The 16,866-nt window shown below is 66.4% G+C and carries 22 protein-coding genes; 7 read left to right on the top strand and 15 right to left on the bottom strand.

Features of this window, described 5'->3' with window-relative positions; genetic code table 11:
• Positions 1 to 4: 4 nt before the first annotated feature.
• The 5 genes from GU920_RS04700 to bhcA form a co-directional block, all read right to left on the bottom strand.
• Positions 5 to 979 (bottom strand): type I glyceraldehyde-3-phosphate dehydrogenase, encoded by a 975-nt coding sequence (locus GU920_RS04700; RefSeq protein ID WP_161765787.1) that lies wholly within the window; start codon positions 977 to 979, stop codon positions 5 to 7.
• 116 nt (positions 980 to 1,095) lie between these two features.
• Complete coding sequence (gene bhcD / locus GU920_RS04705) at positions 1,096 to 2,055, bottom strand: iminosuccinate reductase BhcD (protein ID WP_161765788.1); 960 nt, start codon at positions 2,053 to 2,055, stop codon at positions 1,096 to 1,098.
• A 75-nt stretch (positions 2,056 to 2,130) separates the two neighbouring features.
• Complete coding sequence (gene bhcC / locus GU920_RS04710) at positions 2,131 to 3,294, bottom strand: 3-hydroxy-D-aspartate aldolase BhcC (protein WP_161765789.1); 1,164 nt, start codon at positions 3,292 to 3,294, stop codon at positions 2,131 to 2,133.
• Between the two features lie 5 nt (positions 3,295 to 3,299).
• A complete protein-coding gene (bhcB, locus tag GU920_RS04715; protein ID WP_161765790.1) occupies positions 3,300 to 4,271 on the bottom strand; it encodes a beta-hydroxyaspartate dehydratase BhcB in 972 nt (323 codons plus the stop codon).
• Between the two features lie 10 nt (positions 4,272 to 4,281).
• Positions 4,282 to 5,472: an L-aspartate--glyoxylate aminotransferase BhcA gene (gene bhcA / locus GU920_RS04720; RefSeq protein WP_161765791.1), complete on the bottom strand. Its 1,191-nt coding sequence runs from the start codon at positions 5,470 to 5,472 to the stop codon at positions 4,282 to 4,284.
• 151 nt (positions 5,473 to 5,623) lie between these two features.
• On the opposite strand from bhcA, the gene bhcR reads away from it, so the two are divergent.
• Positions 5,624 to 6,439 carry an HTH-type transcriptional regulator BhcR gene (gene bhcR / locus GU920_RS04725; RefSeq protein WP_161765792.1) on the top strand — a complete coding sequence of 272 codons (816 nt, stop codon included), beginning with the start codon at positions 5,624 to 5,626 and terminating at the stop codon, positions 6,437 to 6,439.
• Between the two features lie 158 nt (positions 6,440 to 6,597).
• Here bhcR and GU920_RS04730 read toward each other — a convergent pair whose 3' ends face one another.
• Positions 6,598 to 7,770, bottom strand: a complete 1,173-nt coding sequence (locus GU920_RS04730; protein WP_161765793.1) for a MalY/PatB family protein — start codon at positions 7,768 to 7,770, stop codon at positions 6,598 to 6,600.
• 222 nt (positions 7,771 to 7,992) lie between these two features.
• Between GU920_RS04730 and def (GU920_RS04735) the strand changes: the two genes are divergently transcribed.
• From def (GU920_RS04735) to GU920_RS04755, 5 genes are all read left to right on the top strand, one after another.
• A complete protein-coding gene (def, locus tag GU920_RS04735; RefSeq protein WP_161765794.1) occupies positions 7,993 to 8,514 on the top strand; it encodes a peptide deformylase in 522 nt (173 codons plus the stop codon).
• On the top strand, positions 8,514 to 9,017 hold the full coding sequence (def, locus tag GU920_RS04740; RefSeq protein WP_161765795.1) for a peptide deformylase: 504 nt from the start codon (positions 8,514 to 8,516) through the stop codon (positions 9,015 to 9,017). Before def (GU920_RS04735) ends, def (GU920_RS04740) begins: the two co-directional genes overlap by 1 nt.
• Positions 9,014 to 9,517, top strand: a complete 504-nt coding sequence (gene def / locus GU920_RS04745; RefSeq protein WP_161765796.1) for a peptide deformylase — start codon at positions 9,014 to 9,016, stop codon at positions 9,515 to 9,517. Before def (GU920_RS04740) ends, def (GU920_RS04745) begins: the two co-directional genes overlap by 4 nt.
• Complete coding sequence (gene fmt / locus GU920_RS04750) at positions 9,514 to 10,410, top strand: methionyl-tRNA formyltransferase (RefSeq protein ID WP_161765797.1); 897 nt, start codon at positions 9,514 to 9,516, stop codon at positions 10,408 to 10,410. Before def (GU920_RS04745) ends, fmt begins: the two co-directional genes overlap by 4 nt.
• Before the next feature lie 68 nt (positions 10,411 to 10,478).
• Positions 10,479 to 10,715: a GlsB/YeaQ/YmgE family stress response membrane protein gene (locus GU920_RS04755; RefSeq protein ID WP_161765798.1), complete on the top strand. Its 237-nt coding sequence runs from the start codon at positions 10,479 to 10,481 to the stop codon at positions 10,713 to 10,715.
• A 6-nt stretch (positions 10,716 to 10,721) separates the two neighbouring features.
• On the opposite strand, the gene GU920_RS04760 is transcribed toward GU920_RS04755, so the two are convergent.
• The 9 genes from GU920_RS04760 to GU920_RS04800 form a co-directional block, all read right to left on the bottom strand.
• A complete protein-coding gene (locus GU920_RS04760) occupies positions 10,722 to 11,210 on the bottom strand; it encodes a TetR/AcrR family transcriptional regulator (protein WP_161765799.1) in 489 nt (162 codons plus the stop codon).
• Between the two features lie 44 nt (positions 11,211 to 11,254).
• The gene (locus tag GU920_RS04765) at positions 11,255 to 11,920 is read right to left on the bottom strand and encodes a trimeric intracellular cation channel family protein (RefSeq protein WP_161765800.1); all 666 of its coding nucleotides are present in this window, start codon (positions 11,918 to 11,920) and stop codon (positions 11,255 to 11,257) included.
• A complete protein-coding gene (gene rnhA, locus GU920_RS04770) occupies positions 11,917 to 12,390 on the bottom strand; it encodes a ribonuclease HI (protein ID WP_161765801.1) in 474 nt (157 codons plus the stop codon). The genes GU920_RS04765 and rnhA overlap by 4 nt, the downstream gene beginning before the upstream one ends.
• A gap of 139 nt (positions 12,391 to 12,529) precedes the next feature.
• A complete protein-coding gene (locus GU920_RS04775; protein WP_161765802.1) occupies positions 12,530 to 12,985 on the bottom strand; it encodes a DUF3429 domain-containing protein in 456 nt (151 codons plus the stop codon).
• On the bottom strand, positions 12,982 to 13,431 hold the full coding sequence (locus tag GU920_RS19805) for a YdeI/OmpD-associated family protein (protein WP_161765803.1): 450 nt from the start codon (positions 13,429 to 13,431) through the stop codon (positions 12,982 to 12,984). Before GU920_RS19805 ends, GU920_RS04775 begins: the two co-directional genes overlap by 4 nt.
• Entirely contained in the window at positions 13,428 to 14,378 is a 951-nt protein-coding gene (ispH, locus tag GU920_RS04785) for a 4-hydroxy-3-methylbut-2-enyl diphosphate reductase (RefSeq protein WP_161765804.1), read from the bottom strand. The genes GU920_RS19805 and ispH overlap by 4 nt, the downstream gene beginning before the upstream one ends.
• Positions 14,379 to 14,453: 75 nt before the next feature.
• Positions 14,454 to 14,921 (bottom strand): YqaA family protein, encoded by a 468-nt coding sequence (locus GU920_RS04790; RefSeq protein WP_235933061.1) that lies wholly within the window; start codon positions 14,919 to 14,921, stop codon positions 14,454 to 14,456.
• 46 nt (positions 14,922 to 14,967) lie between these two features.
• Entirely contained in the window at positions 14,968 to 15,531 is a 564-nt protein-coding gene (locus tag GU920_RS04795) for a hypothetical protein (protein ID WP_235933063.1), read from the bottom strand.
• A 23-nt stretch (positions 15,532 to 15,554) separates the two neighbouring features.
• Positions 15,555 to 16,130 (bottom strand): LabA-like NYN domain-containing protein, encoded by a 576-nt coding sequence (locus GU920_RS04800; RefSeq protein ID WP_161765806.1) that lies wholly within the window; start codon positions 16,128 to 16,130, stop codon positions 15,555 to 15,557.
• 138 nt (positions 16,131 to 16,268) lie between these two features.
• Here GU920_RS04800 and folK point away from each other — a divergent pair, with 138 nt between their 5' ends.
• Entirely contained in the window at positions 16,269 to 16,865 is a 597-nt protein-coding gene (gene folK, locus GU920_RS04805; protein ID WP_161765807.1) for a 2-amino-4-hydroxy-6-hydroxymethyldihydropteridine diphosphokinase, read from the top strand.
• The last annotated feature ends 1 nt before the right edge of the window (position 16,866 follow it).

Genomic DNA, 16,866 nt, shown 5'->3' on the forward strand with positions numbered 1-16,866 from the left:
CGGATCACACCATCCGCCGCACCACATCCAGCATCCGGTTGGAAAAGCCCCATTCGTTGTCATACCAGCCGAAGACGCGCAGCATCCCCCCCGCCGTCACCCGTGTCTCTGGGCAGGCCATCACGATGCTTTCGGGTCGCGCCCGCAGATCGGAGGAAACCAGCGGCCGGTCCGTCGCCCCGATCACCCCACCCGCCGCCCGCAGCGCCGCATTCACCTCCTCCGCCGTCACCGCCTTCGCCGTCATCACCGCCAGATCGACACAAGAGACCGAGGCCGTGGGAACCCGCACCGCCGACCCTTCGATCCGCCCCGCAATCTGCGGCAGCACCACATCGAGCAACCGGCTGGCCGAGGTTGTCGTCGGCACCATCGACAGCGCCGCCGCCCGCGACCGCGGATAATCCGCCGCCGGCGCATCCACCGTGGGCTGGCTGCCGGTATAGCAGTGAATGGTCGTCATCGACCCGGTGACAACCCCCCAATGATCGTCGATCAGCTTTGCCAAAGGTGCCAGCGCATTGGTCGTGCAGGATGCGTTGGACACCACCGCCTGATCGCGCAGCGCCATCTCATTCGCGCCCAACACCACCGTGACATCCGCCGCCTTGGACGGCCCCGACACCAGTACCCGGCGCGCGCCCGCACGCAGGCCCCGCTCCGCCACCTCTCGTGCATCGGCGCGACCGGTGCATTCCATCACCACATCCACCCCCGCCAGATCGAGGGCCGAGATATCGGGCGTCCGATAAAGCGGAATCGTCCGCCCATCTACGACCAGCGCCCCGGGTTCCAGCGCAACCGTCCCCCGCCAAGGCCCGAAGACACTGTCATATTCGAACAGGTAAGCGCACATCTCGGCCGCCGCGATGTCGTTGATCCCGGCAATGTCCAGCCCCGGCCAGCGGTCCGGCGACTGCAACGCCGCCCGCAACACCGACCGCCCGATCCGCCCGAACCCGTTGATGAACACGCGCATGACCACCCTCCCCCAAGCAGGCCCAGACAGACCACGCCCCTGCATGGGGTTCAATGCCTGAAACGAAATATGATCAAATGGGTAGGATGGGCAGAACTGCCCATCCTACACCCTTGTCAGACCGCAACCTCGATCCCCAGCCCGCGCTCCTGCGCGCGCTGCACGGCCACTGCCGCCACCGCCAGATCCTGCAATCCAACGCCCGTCCCGTCAAACAGCGTGATCTCTTCCGCCGACCGCCGCCCCGCATCCGCTCCGGTCAGCACCGCCCCCAAGGGCACGATATCCCCTGCCGCCACAAGCCCAGCCGCCACTGCATGCTGCGCCTCGCCAATCGAAACTGACTGCGCCACCTCGTCGGTGAACAGCCGCGCCCGTCCCACCAGCGCCACCTCCACCTCTTGCTTGCCCTTGGTGTCCGTCCCCATGCAGGCCAGATGCGTGCCCGGCCCAACATGCGCCGCCATCAGGGACGCCGCAGGCGACGAGGTGATCGTGATGATCACCTCCGCCTCCACCATGCGCTCCAACCCGACCGCCTCGAAGGGCAGGCCCATCTCATCGGCAACCGCCGCAAGCTTGGGCAGCATTTCGGGATGCAGGTTCCAGCCGATCACCCTGTCCCAGTCCCGCACCCGCGCTGCCGCGCGCAATTGGAACCCCGCCTGATGCCCCGCCCCCACGATCCCCAGCACCCGCGCGTCCGTCCGCGCCAACCGGTCGATCGACAGCGCCGAAGCCGCCGCCGTCCGCAGTGCGGTCAAGAGGTTCCCCCCCACCATCGCCACAGGCCGCCCCGAATCCGGGTCGAACAGATAGACCGTCGATTGGTGATTGGTGATCCCGCGGCCCGCGTTGCCCGGGAAGTATCCTCCCGCCTTCACACCCAGCATCCCCCCGGCCCGGTCCAGCCCGGATTTGAAGCCATACTGCCGCCCCTCTCCCAGCGCCTCGCGCACCACGGGGAAGTTGTAAGCCTCGCCCCGCGCCATGGCGGCAAAGGTGGCGGCCACTGCCACCAAGGCATCCTCGGGCGAGACGAGGTCGGCGATCAGCGCCTCGGGAACGATCAGCATGTCATGTCCTTGCCGGAAATCTGGTTTCTCGGGCAAAGCGGGGGGAGCCCCGCTCCCCCCGCACCCCCCTGCACCTCAATAGGCCTTGCCTCGCGCCGAAACGGGCCAGACCACCTCCACCTTCCCGCCCCGCACGCCCACATACCAGTCATGGACATTGCAGGTGGGGTCACAATGCCCCGGCACCAGCCGCAGCTTGTCATTCACCTTCAGCACACCCGCCGGATCGTCGATCACCCCATGCTCGTCGCTGCACTTGATGTACTTCACATCCGTCCGCCCAAAGATCACCGGCAGCCCGCTATCCACCGACTGCGCCTTCAACCCCGCATCGCAGATCGCCTTGTCCGGCTTGGCATGGCTCATGACACTCGTCAGGATGAACAGCGCATTCTCCCATTCCCCCTGATCAATCCGCCTGCCTTCCTTGTCGAGGATGCGCCCGTAATCGGCATCCATGAAAGCGTAAGAGCCGCATTGCAGCTCGTTATAGACCCCGGAATTCCCCTCGAAATAGTAGGACCCCGTGCCACCCCCGCCAACGATGTCGCAGTCCAGCCCCGCGGCCTTCAACGCCTCCACCGCGTCGCGGACCATCGCCACCGCGATGTCGATCTTGGCCTTGCGGTCCTCATAACGGTCCATGTGCTGCATTGCGCCCTGATAGGCCTGGATGCCCGCGAACCGCAGCCCCGGCGCCGCGGCGATGGCCTTGGCCAAATCCACCACCGCCGGGGTGGTCGTCACCCCGCAGCGCCCTGCGCCGCAATCGATCTCCACCAGACATTCGATCGTGGTCCCATGTTTCACCGCCGCCGCAGACAGGTCCGCCACATTCGCCATATCATCCACGCAGCAGATCGCCCGCGCCCCCAGCTTTGGGATGCGTGCCAGGCGGTCGATCTTCGCCGGATCGCGCACCTGATTGCTTACCAGCACATCCTTGATGCCCCCCCGCGCAAAGACCTCGGCCTCGCTCACCTTCTGGCAGCAGACGCCAACCGATCCGCCCAGCCGTTCCTGCAACAGCGCCACATCGACCGACTTGTGCATCTTCCCATGCACCCGGTGCCGCACGCCCATCTCCTGCGCGAACCGCCCCATCTTCACGATGTTGCGCTCCAGCGCATCCAGATCCAGCACAAGGCAGGGCGTCTGGATATCCGCCTCATCCATCCCCGGCAGGGCGGGAATGTCATAGCCCACTTCCAGCCCGTCGAAATCTCCGCGTCCGTCCATCATCCTCACCCTTTCATCCAAGGCAGCTTGTCCAGATCCACATTCCCGCCGGTCAGGATCACCCCTACCCGCTTGCCCCGGAACCTATCCGGGTTCTTCAGGATCACCGCCAGCGGGACCGAGCAACTGGCCTCGATCACGATCTTCATCCGCTTCCAGTGCAGCTTCATCGCCTCGACGATCTCCTCCTCCGTCGCGGTCAGCACATCGGTCGCGTAGGTCCGCAGGAAATGCCAGGTCAGTTCCTTCAACGGCACTTTCAACCCGTCCGCCACTGTATCGGGCGCATCATCGGCGATGATGTGCCCCGCCCGGAAACTGCGCGCCGCATCATCGGCATTCACCGGCTCGGCGGCATAAATCTCCACCCCCGGCGCGATGGAAGACAGCGTGAGGCAAGTTCCCGAAATCATGCCGCCCCCGCCGATGGGGGCCACCACAGCATCCAGCCCCTCCACCTGCTCCATCAACTCGCGCGAACAGGTCCCCTGCCCCGCGATCACGCGCGGATCGTTGTAGGGATGCACGAAATCCGCCCCCGTCTGCGCCTGCACCTCGGCAAACACCGCCTCGCGGCTGCTGGTGGACGGCTCGCATTCCACGATCACCCCGCCATAGCCCCGCACCGCATCCTTCTTGGCCTGTGGCGCCGTGCGCGGCATCACCACCGTGCAGGGTATCCCCCGCCGCCCCGCCGCATAGGACAGGCTCAGCGCATGGTTCCCGCTCGAATGCGTGGCCACCCCCCGCTCCAGCTGATCCTCGCGCAGGCCAAAGACGGCATTGCTCGCCCCCCGCACCTTGAACGCCCCGGCCTTCTGGAAGTTCTCGCATTTGAAGAACAGCTCCGCCCCCGTCAGTTCGTTCAGGAACGAAGATGTCAGCACCGGCGTCCGGTGGATATGCGGCGCGATCCGCGCATGGGCCTCCACCACATCCTCATAGGTCGGCACCCACAATCCCTGAAAATCCTTCATCGCCTCCCCCTCACTCTGCCGCCATCGCCATCGGTATTGCCGACCCGCGATAGAACTCCGCCGCTGCCGCCACGCCCGATCCCAACCGGATATCCCATCCCAGATCGGCCATGCACATCTCCGCCGTGGCAAGCCCACCCAGAACCATCACATCCGTCAGCATCCCCAGATGCCCGATGCGGAACACCTTGCCCGCCACCTCGCCCAACCCCACGCCAAAGGCCACGCCATATTTCTCCGCCGCCAGCTTCACGAGGTCCGTGCCATTGCAGCCCGGCGGAACCACCACCGCCGTCACCGTCTCGGAATACAGATCAGGCGACGCCGCACAGGGCCGCATCCCCCAGGCCGCCACCGCGCGCCGCACCCCTTCGGCCAGCCGCGCATGGCGGGCATAGACAGCCTCCAGCCCCTCCTCCTCCAGCATCTCGATGGATTTGGCCAATCCCGCAATCAACCCCACCACAGGCGTGTAAGGATAGCCACCCCCGGCATAGCTCCGCAGCATGTCGCGGAAATCGAAGAATGTCCGCGGCAGCCGCGCCCCCTCCATCGCCGCCAGCGCCTTGTCGGACACCCCAAGGATTGCCAGCCCCGCCGGCAGCATGAAACCCTTCTGGCTGCCCGCCACGGCGATATCGACGCCCCATCCGGCCATGTCGAAGGGCATCGACCCGATCGACGACACGCCATCCACGAACAGCATCGCCCCATGCCCCGCCGCGTCCATCGCGCGGCGGATGCCCGCGATGTCCGAACGCACGCCCGTCGCCGTCTCGTTATGCGTGGCAAGCACCGCCTTGATCCGCCCGGCCTTGTCCGCCCGAAGCGCAGCCTCAATCGCCGCCACGGGCGCGCCCTGCCCCCAGGGCGTCTCGGTGATCTCCACCTCCAGCCCGTGCCGCTGACACAGGTCAATCCAGCGATGGCTGAACATCCCGAACCGCGCCGCCAGCACCCGATCACCGGGCGACAGGGTGTTGGTGATCGCCGCCTCCCATCCGCCCGTCCCTGTGGACGGCAGGATGATCACCTCGCCCCCCACCATCCCCAGCACCCGCCGCACCCCCGCCACTGCAGGACGGAACAGCTTGCCAAAAGCCGCCGACCGATGATCCAGCGTCGGCATGTCACAGGCCTTGCGGATCGCCTCGGGAATGTTCGTCGGGCCGGGAATGAAGACAGGGTTCTGAAAGGACATGGCGACCACCTCGCTTGGGCATGGCATGACCCTACGCCCAGGCCAACCGCAGCACAATTTTTTCGAAAAGATTTTTCATATTCTGAAAAGTACACTATCCTCTCTAAAAATCAGGGACTTGCGCTTTTTCATCCAAACCGGACGCTTGCAGATGCCCACAAAACCCCGCGGCCGCCCCAAGGCCTTCCACGACAAGACCGACCAGAACACCGTGCAGGCGCTCGACCGCGCACTGGGCCTTCTCTCCACCCTCGCCGCCCATCCCGGCATGACACTGTCCGAACTCGCCGAAACCTCCGGTCAGGCCGTCGCCACGGTCTATCGCGCGCTGGTCACCCTGCAATCCCACGGCATGGTGGAAGCGGAAGATCCCGCCCAGACCTGGCATATCGGCCCCGGCGCCTTCCGCACAGGCTCCGCCTTCCTACGCCGCACAAAGGTTGTGGAACGCGCCCGCGCCGCGATGGACGGGCTCATGCGCGACACGGGCGAAACCGCCAATCTCGGCGTCGAAGTGGGGGATGAGGTTCTCTTCCTCTCACAGGTCGAAACCCATCAGGCGATCCGCGCCTTCTTCCCCCCCGGCACCATCGCGCCCATGCATGTCTCCGGCATCGGCAAGGCCCTGCTGGCTTGGTATCCCGAAGACAAGACCCGCGGCATCCTCGCCCGCAAGGGCCTTCAACGCTTCACCACCCTCACCCACACGTCCGAGACCGCCCTCCTGCGCGATCTCGCCCGCACGCGCGACCGCGGCTTCGCCATCGACGATCAGGAACGCGCCGAAGGCATGCGCTGCGTCGCCGCCCCCATCTTCAACGCCCATGGCGAACCCGTCGCGGGTCTCTCGGTCAGCGGCCCGGCCTTCCGCATGGGCTTGTCTGACGCAACCCGCCTCGGCACCCTCGTCCGCGCCGCCGCCGACAAGGTGACAGAGGCAACGGGCGGCCAGCAACCCGCGCCCTGAAGTCCCGGCATCCGCTCCTTCCCCGTTGTCCAAATATCCGCGGGGGAGGGCGCGCAAGGCGCGACCGGGGGCGGCAGCCCCCCACCCCTTCCGACGGGGCGAAGTCCCCGGCGGAAGGGCAAGGGAATGCCGCGGCACGCGGCGCCGCTCAATTCACCCTATTGCAGATCGCGGAACGCCGCCTGCATCCGCTCCACCGCCTCCACCACCATCGCGCGCGGCGCGGCGATGTTGAACCGCAGAAAGGTCTCGCCCCCCGTGCCAAAGGCATCGCCATGGTTTGTGGCGATCCGCGCCTCCTTCTGCACCCGTCCGATAAACTCCGCAGGCGCCATCCCGGTGCCGGAAAAATCCAGCCAGGCCAGATAGGTCGCCTCCAGCGGCATGGACCGCAGCCCCGGTATCGCGGCCATCCCTGCGTCAAAGACCCGACGGTTCCCCTCCAGATAGGCCATCAGCGCATCCACCCACGCCGCCCCCTCGGGCGTGTAGGCCGCCGTCGCCATATGCATCCCGAAACTGTTCCCCGAAATGCCCAGCGCCATGATCTTCGCGGCAAACTTCACGCGCAGCGCGGGGTCCGCGATGATCACATTCCCCGTATGGCTGCCCGCGATGTTGAAGGTCTTGGTCGTGGCCGTCATCATCACCAGCCGGTCCGCGATCTCCGGCGCGGCCAGAGGCATCGGCAGATGCCGCTGCCCCGGATAGACCAGGTCATGGTGAATCTCGTCCGACACAAGGATCAGGTCATGCCGCTTGCAGAAATCGGCCACCCCCCGCAACTCGGACGCGGTCCAGACCCGCCCGCCCGGGTTGTGGGGAGAGCACAAGATGAACATCCGCTCCCGCCCCGTCATCAACCCGTCCCAGGCGGCGAAATCCATCTCATAGCGCCCATCGACCAAGGTCAGCGGACATTCCCGCACCTCGCGCCCCGCCGCTTTGATCGTGCGGGCAAAGGCGTGATAGACGGGCGTCGTCAGCACCACCCCATCCCCCGGCGCGGTAAAGGCCTCCAGACACAGCCCTGTCCCGTTCACCAGACCATGCGTGGTGAAGATGTCCCCCGCCGCCACGTCCCAGCCGTGCCGCGTCTTCATCCACCAGCGGATCGCCTCCAGATAGGCGCGGTCATCCCCGAAATAGCCATAGATGCCATGCGCCGCCATCCGCTCCACCGCCGCCTGCACGATGGCCGGGGGCCGGAACTCCATATCCGCGACCCACATCGCCAACCCACCCTCGGCCGGAACGCCGTAAAGCTTCTCCATCATGTCCCATTTCACGCAATGGGTGCCGATGCGGTTGATCGGGGTGTCAAAGTCCATGTCAGCCCTCTGTTCCAGTTGTCGCCGCCACGCATACCAAGGCGGAACACACGTTCCAATCAGGAAATTGATGCAACAGCAGTGTTCCAGATAACAACAATATCGCGGAACATAATTCTCAATTTGTGCAAGATTTCGGGAGCACTTTCTGCCCCCGAACCCTTACCTGCCCACCGCGTCCCGCCATTGCACCCAAGGGGCCTTTTCCGCTATCCAACCCCCATGATCCGCCCCATCCTGATCCATCCCGACCCGCGCCTCAAGAAACTCTGCGACCCCGTCGTCGAGATCACGGCCGACATGGGCAAACTGGCCGAAGACATGCTGCAGACGATGTATGATGCCCCCGGCATCGGCCTTGCCGCGCCACAGGTGGGCATCACCAAACGTCTGATTGTCATGGATTGCGTGAAGGGCGATGACGAACCGCCCCGCCCCCTCGTCCTCTTCAACCCCGAAATCACCTGGGCGTCAGAAGAGCTTTCGACCTATGACGAAGGCTGCCTCTCCATCCCCGACCAATATGCCGAAGTGCAGCGCCCCGCCGAGGTGCGCGTCCGCTGGACGGGGCTCGATGGCAAGCCACAGGAAGAACAGTTCGCGGGTCTCTGGGCCACCTGCGTGCAGCACGAGATCGACCACCTCAACGGCAAGCTCTTCATTGATTATCTGGGTCCGCTCAAACGCCAGATGATCACCCGCAAGATGGAGAAACTGAAGCGCGAACGCGCGCGGCAGGGCTGATGGCCGTCCTTCCCATCCTGCGCTGGCCGGACCCGCGCCTCGCCACGCCCTGCACGCCCGCCACCCCCGACGCGGCAACCCGCGCCCTCGCGCAGGACATGCTGGAAACGATGTATGCCGCCCCCGGGCGCGGCCTTGCCGCACCGCAGGTGGGCGCCCTGATCCGGCTCTTCGTCATGGATGCGACGTGGAAAGACGGCCACCCCGTCCCGCGCATCCTGCTCAATCCCGAAATCCTGTGGTCTTCCCCGACCACCGCCATCGGTCCCGAAGGCTGCCTCTCCATCCCCGGCCTCACGGCCGACATCCCCCGCGCCACGGAAATCCGCCTCCGCTGGACCGATCTCGATGGCCACCGCCACGAAGAAACCCTCACCGGCTTCGCCGCCATCTGCGCCCAGCATGAGATCGACCATCTCGATGGCCGCGTCACCTTTGACCGCCTCCCCCCGGCCCAGCGCGCCGCACTGGAAGCGGCCTATCTCGCAGGCCATCCCGCATGACCGCCCGCCCCTGCCTGCCCTGGCCGCATCCCATCCTGAAAACCCCTGCCGCGACGGTCGCGGTGATCACCGATGACATCCGCGCCATCTGGGCCGACATGATCGACACGATGGAGGCGATGCCCGGCTACGGCCTTGCCGCGCCGCAGATCGGCATCCCGCTGCGCCTTGCCGTGGTGGATTGCTCCACCGAACGCGGGCAGGCCATCCGCATGGCCAACCCCGAAATCCTGCATGCCAGCGTCCAGCCGCGCACGCATGAGGAAGCCTCGCCCAACCTCCCTGGCGTCTCGGCGCTGATCGAACGCCCCCGCGCCGTCACGGTCCGCTTCCTGAACGACAGGGGCGAAATCGAAGACCGCGACTTCGTCCATCTCTGGGCGACCTCCGTCCAGCACCAGATCGACCATCTCGCAGGCAAGATGTATTTCGACCGCCTCTCACCGCTCAAACGCAAGATGCTGCTGGCCAAGGCGGAAAAGCTGCGGAGGCGTGGATGAAAATCGTTTTCATGGGCACGCCCGATTTCTCCGTCCCCGTGCTGCAAGCCCTTGCCGCCCAGCACACCATCCTTGCCGCCTATACCCAGCCCCCGCGCCCCGCAGGCAGGGGCAAAGAGCTGCGCCCCACCCCCGTCCATGCCGCCGCCAGCGCATTGGGCATCCCTGTCCGCCATCCCGTCAGCCTGAAATCCCCCGAAGAACAGGCCGCCTTCGCCGCGCTTGATGCCGATGTGGCCGTCGTCGTGGCCTACGGCCTGATCCTGCCGCAGGCGATCCTCGATGCGCCCCGCGCGGGCTGCCTCAATATCCACGCCTCGCTCCTGCCCCGCTGGCGCGGCGCGGCCCCCATCCACCGCGCCATCATGGCAGGCGATGCGGAAACCGGCATCTGCATCATGCAGATGGAGGCAGGCCTCGACACCGGCCCCGTCCTGATGCGCCAATCCACCCCCATCGGGGCCGAGGAAACCACCCAAGGCCTGCATGACCGCCTGTCGCAGATGGGCGCTGCCCTGATCCTCAACGCGCTCGACCACCTGCCCCGCCTAACCCCCGAACCACAGCCTTCCGAAGGCGTCACCTACGCCGCCAAGATCGACAAGGCCGAGTCGCGCATCGACTGGTCCCGCCCCGCCCCAGAGGTTGACCGCCAAATCCGCGCCCTGTCCCCCTTCCCTGGCGCATGGTGCATGGCGGGGGGCGAACGCCTCAAATTGCTCCGCTCCCGCCTCGCCACCGGCGCTGGCGCGCCCGGAACCGTTCTCCACGGCCTCACCATGGCCTGCGGCACCGGCGCGGTTGAGGTCACGCTCGCCCAGCGCGAAGGCAAAAAGGCCCAGTCCCCGCAGGAATTCCTCAACGGCATCACCCTGCCCGCCCGGCTCGAATAGGGACTGTCGGCGCATCTGGACGGACGGCGCATCCTGCGCCACACTTTCCGCGCAAATCGGAGGCGCCCATGCCCATCCTCATCCTCATCGTCATCGGGGCCGCTGCCGGCTTCCTCGCCACCCGCTTCATGCGGGTGCAGACCGATGTCCTGACAACCATCGCCATCGGCATCGGTGGCGCATTGGTCGGCTGGGGGCTTCTGCGGTTCCTCGTCTCGGTCACCGGCTGGGTCGCGGCCTTCGTGGGCGCGGTGATCGGGGCCGTGGCGCTGATCTGGCTCTGGCAGAAATACGTCGCGAAGTAACGCGCCTCAGCCCAGCCGCCGCGCCGCATCCTTCAGCTTGAAGCCCGCCCCGCCCGCAGCCTCCCACAGCAGGCGCCCCTGCCATGCAGCAAACAGGATCGCCGCCGCATCCGCCCGGCAGCCCTGCTTGGCCATCAGCACCCGCTCCACATCGGCACGCCACGCCGCCGCCAAGGCGGCAGCCTCCGGGTCTGACCGGCTCGCCACCACCAGCGGCAGTAGGTCCTCCGCCCCCAACAGCTTCAGGAAACCCTGCGCGGTCTCCTCCGCGGCCGCGGCCGCATCGGCCGCCTCTCCCTGACGCGCCCACCCCCGCCGCAGCGCCGCACGCAGCATCCCCGATCGGTCCCCGTACCGCTGCACCAGCGTCGGCGGGGCAAGACCGCAGGCCTTCGATACCGCCCCAAAGGATACGGCCCCCTCTCCCTTCGCCATCAACAGCGAAAGTGCGGCATCAAGGATCACGTCATCGGATATGCTGCGCGGCCTGCCCATGACAAAACGAATAGCCGTTCGCCAATAATCGGGCAAGCACCGGCTTACCGCTTGGGCGACCCCGGTCGCGGCGGCCGCGCCTTGTAGACCGGCAACCGCCAGCCAAGGCCAAGGCTCCCCGCCCGCAGCACCAGCGTGACCACCGCGCAGGCCAGCAGCATCTGCCACCCGGCCGCCCCCGCAAGACCCAGCAGAACCGCCGCCCCCGCCCCGCAAAAGGCGCAGGTCACATAAAGCTCCCCCTGCTTCAGCACCAGCGGCACCTCGTTGCACACCACATCGCGCAGCAAGCCACCCATGCAGCCCGTCACCATCCCCATCACCAGAATCACAGGCCAGCCCAGCCCCTCGGCCAGCGCCACCCCCACCCCCGCGGGCACCGCCACGGCCAGCGCAAAGGCATCCAGCCATTCCAGCGCGCGATATCGGCTCTCCAACCGATGCGCCCCAAAGAACACCACCACCGCCGCCCCCGTCGCCACCGCCAGCAGGGCCGGATCCCCGATCCAGACCGGCGGGCGCGACAGGATCACGTCCCGCACCGTCCCACCGCCCACCGCCGTCAGGCAGGCGATGAAGATGAACCCCACGATATCCAGCTGCGACCGGCTGGCCACAAGGGCGCCGGTCAAGGCAAAGATGGCAACCGATCCATAATCCAGCGCCGATAGCAGCGCCTCAGCCGGCAGCGGAAACCCCGGCGCGATCATGCGCCCTGCGCCCGCGACGTCAGCTTGAACGGCGCCATCCCGGCCCGCGCCAGGGCATCCGCCCGCTCATTCTCGGCATGGCCCGCATGACCCTTGATCCAGCGCCACTGCACCTGGTGCCGGGCCTGCGCCTGATCCAGCCGCTGCCACAGATCGGCGTTCTTCACCGGGTCCTTCCCCGCCGTGCGCCAGCCGTTGCGCTTCCAGCCATGGATCCACTCCGTCACGCCATTCTTCACATAGGCGCTGTCGGTCACCACCGTGATCTCCGACGGCTTCGCCAGCGCCTCCAGCGCCGAAATCGCCGCCAGCAGTTCCATCCGGTTGTTGGTCGTCAACCCTTCACCACCCGACAGCTCGCGCTCCTTCACAACCGCGCCGCCCTCGCGCGCGATCAGCAAGGCGCCCCATCCCCCGGGCCCCGGATTGCCCGAACAGGCCCCGTCGGTATAGGCGAATAGCTCAGGCATCGGCGGCTCCTCTTTCCCGTGCTTTAGGAACATCGTCCCGCATCGACAAGCCCCTTCATCTTGGCAAAAATACCCTCAGGGGGTGAGGAGCGTCAGCGACGAGGGGGCGGAACGCCCCCTGCAACGCCCGCCACGGGGATCACCCCATCAGGATCGGCACCGCCAGACAGGCCAGAACCACCGCCGTCAACAGAACCCGCAGCCGCATCCACCAGCGCGGGGCAAGACCCTGCAGCGAAAAGAAATAGTCCAGCATCAAAAGACCCGCAAACCCCGCCGCCAGATTGACCGCCGCATTTCCCGGATCGCCATTCACCATGAAAAAGGCCCACAGCGCCGGAACCACAGACAGGGCATAGCCTACCGCGGCCTTTGCACCACTCGTCTTGGCGGCAAAGCCCCACAGCACGCCCGACATGAAGGACAGGATCACCACCCCATAGGTCAGGCTGACATAGGTCCCTCGGAACATCGGCGGCAGCCAAGGCCCGATCCACTGCCCGCTCGGCGGATAGGCCACATTCGCCGCCCCCCACAGGAACGGGATCAGCCCGGCAAGACCAAGGATCAGGGCGGAACGGGGGATCGCTGTCATGTCAGGCTCTGGATCATCGCATCAATCCGCTTCGCGCGCGTGGGCGCGGTCTTCGCGGTGCCGATCTGATACAGCATCCCGCGCCGCTTGCCAGCCGTCAGCCCGTCCCACACCGCCGTCAGGCCCGCCGCCCGCAGCGCCAGCGCCACATCCTCGGGCGTGTCCACCTGATCATCCGGCGCGGGCCGCAGCCGCACCTCCAAAGGCTCTCCCGGCGCGATCCCCGCGCGGTCAAGCAGCGATTGCCCGGCCCAGAGGAACACCCCCTCCACCACCGGCACGCGCGACAGGGCAAGGTTCACCCAATGCTCGTTGATCTCGCCTTCCACCCGCTTCGCCGCGCCCAGCGTGGCCACCGCCTCATCCGGAAGCCGCAGGATGGTGTAGGTGGCCTTGCCCCATTCCAGCGGCTCCACCACGCCCTCGAAGGAAACCCAACCGCTCACGCAGGCTCACGCAGGATGCGCGGCACCTTGAACTCCACAGTCTCCACCGCCGTCTCGACCATCTCGACCGTGGTCGCAAACCGCGCGCGGAAGGCGTCGATCACCTCATTCACCAGAACTTCGGGCGCGCTCGCCCCCGCCGTGATGCCGACCGACCGTATCCCCTCCAGCGCGCGCCAGTCGATATCCACCGCCCGCTGGATCAGTTGCGCATAGGCGCAGCCCGCATTGGCCCCCACCTCCACCAGCCGCTTCGAATTCGAAGAATTCGGCGCCCCGATCACCAGAAGCGCGTCGATCTTCCCCGCCATCGCCTTCACCGCCATCTGGCGGTTCGTGGTCGCATAACAGATGTCGTCATGCGCGGGCGCGAGGATCGCCGGGAACCGCGCCTTCAGCGCCGCCGCGATATCCGCCGTGTCATCCACCGAAAGCGTCGTCTGCGTGATGAAGGCCAGCTTGCCGGGATCCCGCACCGTCAGGGTCGCCACATCAGCGACCGTCTCGACCAGCAGCACCTCGCCCGGCGGAAGCTGCCCCATGGTCCCCACCGTCTCGGGGTGGCCTGCATGGCCGATCATGATCATCTGCAGCCCGTTCTCGTGATGCCGCGCCGCCTCGTTATGCACCTTGGTTACAAGGGGGCAGGTCGCATCCACCGCGATCATCTCGCGCCGCGCGGCCTCGGCGGGCACGGCCTTGGGCACGCCATGGGCAGAAAACACCACCGGCCGATCCAGCGGACACTCATCCAGCTCCTCGACAAAGACCGCCCCCTTGGCGCGCAGCCCATCCACCACAAACTTGTTATGCACAATCTCGTGGCGCACATAGACGGGGGCGCCCCACTTTTCCAACGCCATCTCCACGATCTTGATCGCGCGGTCCACACCCGCGCAGAACCCGCGCGGCGCGGCGAGGTACAGGGTCAGGGGCGGCAGGCTCATCAGGCAACCTCTTGGTCGGATATCCCTGATGTAGGCGCAAAGCCGGGCCGGGTAAACCGCAACCTGCCCCTCATGTCAGCCCGCCAGTTGCAGCGTCAGCACGCCCAGAACCGCGTAACGCCCCGTTTTTGCCACCGTCACCAGCGCCACAAACAGCCAAAGCGGTGTGCGCAACGTCCCCGCGACCACCGTCAGCACATCGCCCAAGGGCAACCACGACAGCAAAAGCGACCACACACCCCAGCGGCGAAACCACGCCTCGGCCCGCCGCAGCGCATCTTCCGGGATGCGAAAGCGCTGCATCAACCCCAGTTGCACCATGCCGCGCCCCAGCGCGTAATTCAGGCAGGACCCCAGCACATTGCCCACCGATGCCACCAGCAGGATCAGCGCAAACTGCTCGGGCTTGGCCACGATCATGCCCGCGAACAGAATCTCCGACTGGAAAGGAACCAGCGTCGCGGCGACAAAGGCCGCGAGGAACAGGCCAAGCAGGGCAGAACCAAGGATCATGCGCCCCAGATGGCCACGGCGCACGCCCATCGCAAGCCGCCTGCGACATTGCCCGCTGCACGGGAAACAGGGACGCTCACCGCAGACGCCCGCGCCAGCGCGCCACGAATTCGGCGCGTGCCTGATCACCCGCAAAGGCGCGCGCGGGCAGGATCACCGCCTCATCCCGCCCGAATATCAGCAGCACATGCCGCCCCGTCTCGCGCAGATCGCGCAGCGATCGCGCGCCCAGAACTCGGGGGGCCGCCCGGTCGGCACGATGTTCGATCACCCGATCCGGCCAGACCTCGACCCGCGTCTCGATGCGCGCCTGCGGGCCACCGACCTGCGCCTCGGCCCGCCGCCGCCGGTCCCACCGTTGGACCCCCCACACCAGAAGGGGCGGCAGCAGCAGGATGCAAATCGCCGCAGGCAATGTGTGCAGGCCCGGCACTGTCTCCAGCTTGCCCGACAGGGCCTGCAGGACCAAGAACCCCGCAAACAGCCCCGCCACCAGCGCCAGCCGCGCGCGCTTGCGATGGGCGGGCGCCACGCGCTCCCACACGGCCGCGTCCTCCGCGCCCATGTCAAAGCGCAGCTCAAGCTCGGGCGCTGTGCCGGGCGCGCCACTGGGCGCGGGCGCCCGATCCCCCGGGCGCATCGCAGGCTCCATCACGGCGGCGCTCACTTGACTTCGATCGAAACCTCTTCACGCTCCCCCATGCGGGGTTCGCGCGGCGGACGGCCGATCACTTCGCGCAACTCGTCCAGTTCGATGAAGTTGTCTGCCTGCCGCCGCAATTCATCGGCAATCATTGGCGGCTGGCTGCGGATCGTGGACACGACCGACACCCGCACCCCCTGCCGCTGCAGGCTTTCCACCAGCGGGCGAAAATCCCCGTCGCCCGAAAACAGCACGATGTGATCCACCCGCGGCGCAAGTTCCATGGCATCGACCGTCAGTTCGATATCCATGTTCCCCTTCACCTTCCGCCGCCCCTGGCTGTCGGTGTATTCCTTGGCGGGCTTCGTCACCATGGTGAAGCCGTTGTAATTCAGCCAGTCCACCAAGGGGCGGATCGGCGAATAGTCGTCATTTTCCAGCAGCGCCGTGTAGTAGAAGGCCCGCAGCAACTTTCCCCGCCGCATGAACTCCTGTCGCAACAGCTTGTAGTCAATATCGAACCCAAGCGCCTTGGCCGCTGCGTAAAGATTCGATCCATCTATGAACAGCGCAAGCCGTTCGTCCTTGTAAAACATTATTGTTTCCCCTCAATACGTTCCCCAACGCGCTTCAAAAAGACCGGCAAGAATACAGCGGAAGCCGTGAAGAACTGTGACAAGCTACCAGCGCGGACGGAAACCATTCAAGTTCGGCTATACGAAAGGGTTACCGATATGCCCGGCACCGGCGACTGCATGCTCATCGCGCTGGGCGCAAATCTGCCCCATGACGACCAGTCACCGCTGCAGACGCTGCGCCTTGCCCTTCGTGACCTCACCGATGCCTTCGGTACGCCCCAGACAAGCCGGATATATGAAACCCCCTGCTTTCCCGCAGGGGCCGGTCCCGATTATGTGAACGCCGCGATTGCCGCACCCCTGCCGGGCGACCTGACGCCCGATCAGGTGCTCGCCCGACTCCACGCGATCGAAGAACGCTATGGGCGCCGCCGCGAAACCCGCTGGGGGATGCGCACACTGGACCTTGACCTTGTCGCCTTTGGCACAGCCGTGCTGCCAGACCGCGCCACATGGCAACACTGGGCCGATCTGCCCGCCGATGACCAGCGCCGCCTTGCCCCCGACCAACTGATCCTGCCCCATCCCCGCCTGCAGGACAGGGCCTTCGTCCTTGTGCCGCTCTGCGATGTGGCGCCAAATTGGGTGCATCCCGTGACGGGCCGCAGCATCGCGCAGATGACCGCCGCCCTCCCCGCCGCCGACCGGGCCGAACCGCGCCCGCTGCCCGCTGGATTCAGCGCTTGTCAATAGC

It is taken from the genome of Paragemmobacter ruber (genome assembly GCF_009908315.1).
Lineage (GTDB): Bacteria > Pseudomonadota > Alphaproteobacteria > Rhodobacterales > Rhodobacteraceae > Paragemmobacter > Paragemmobacter ruber.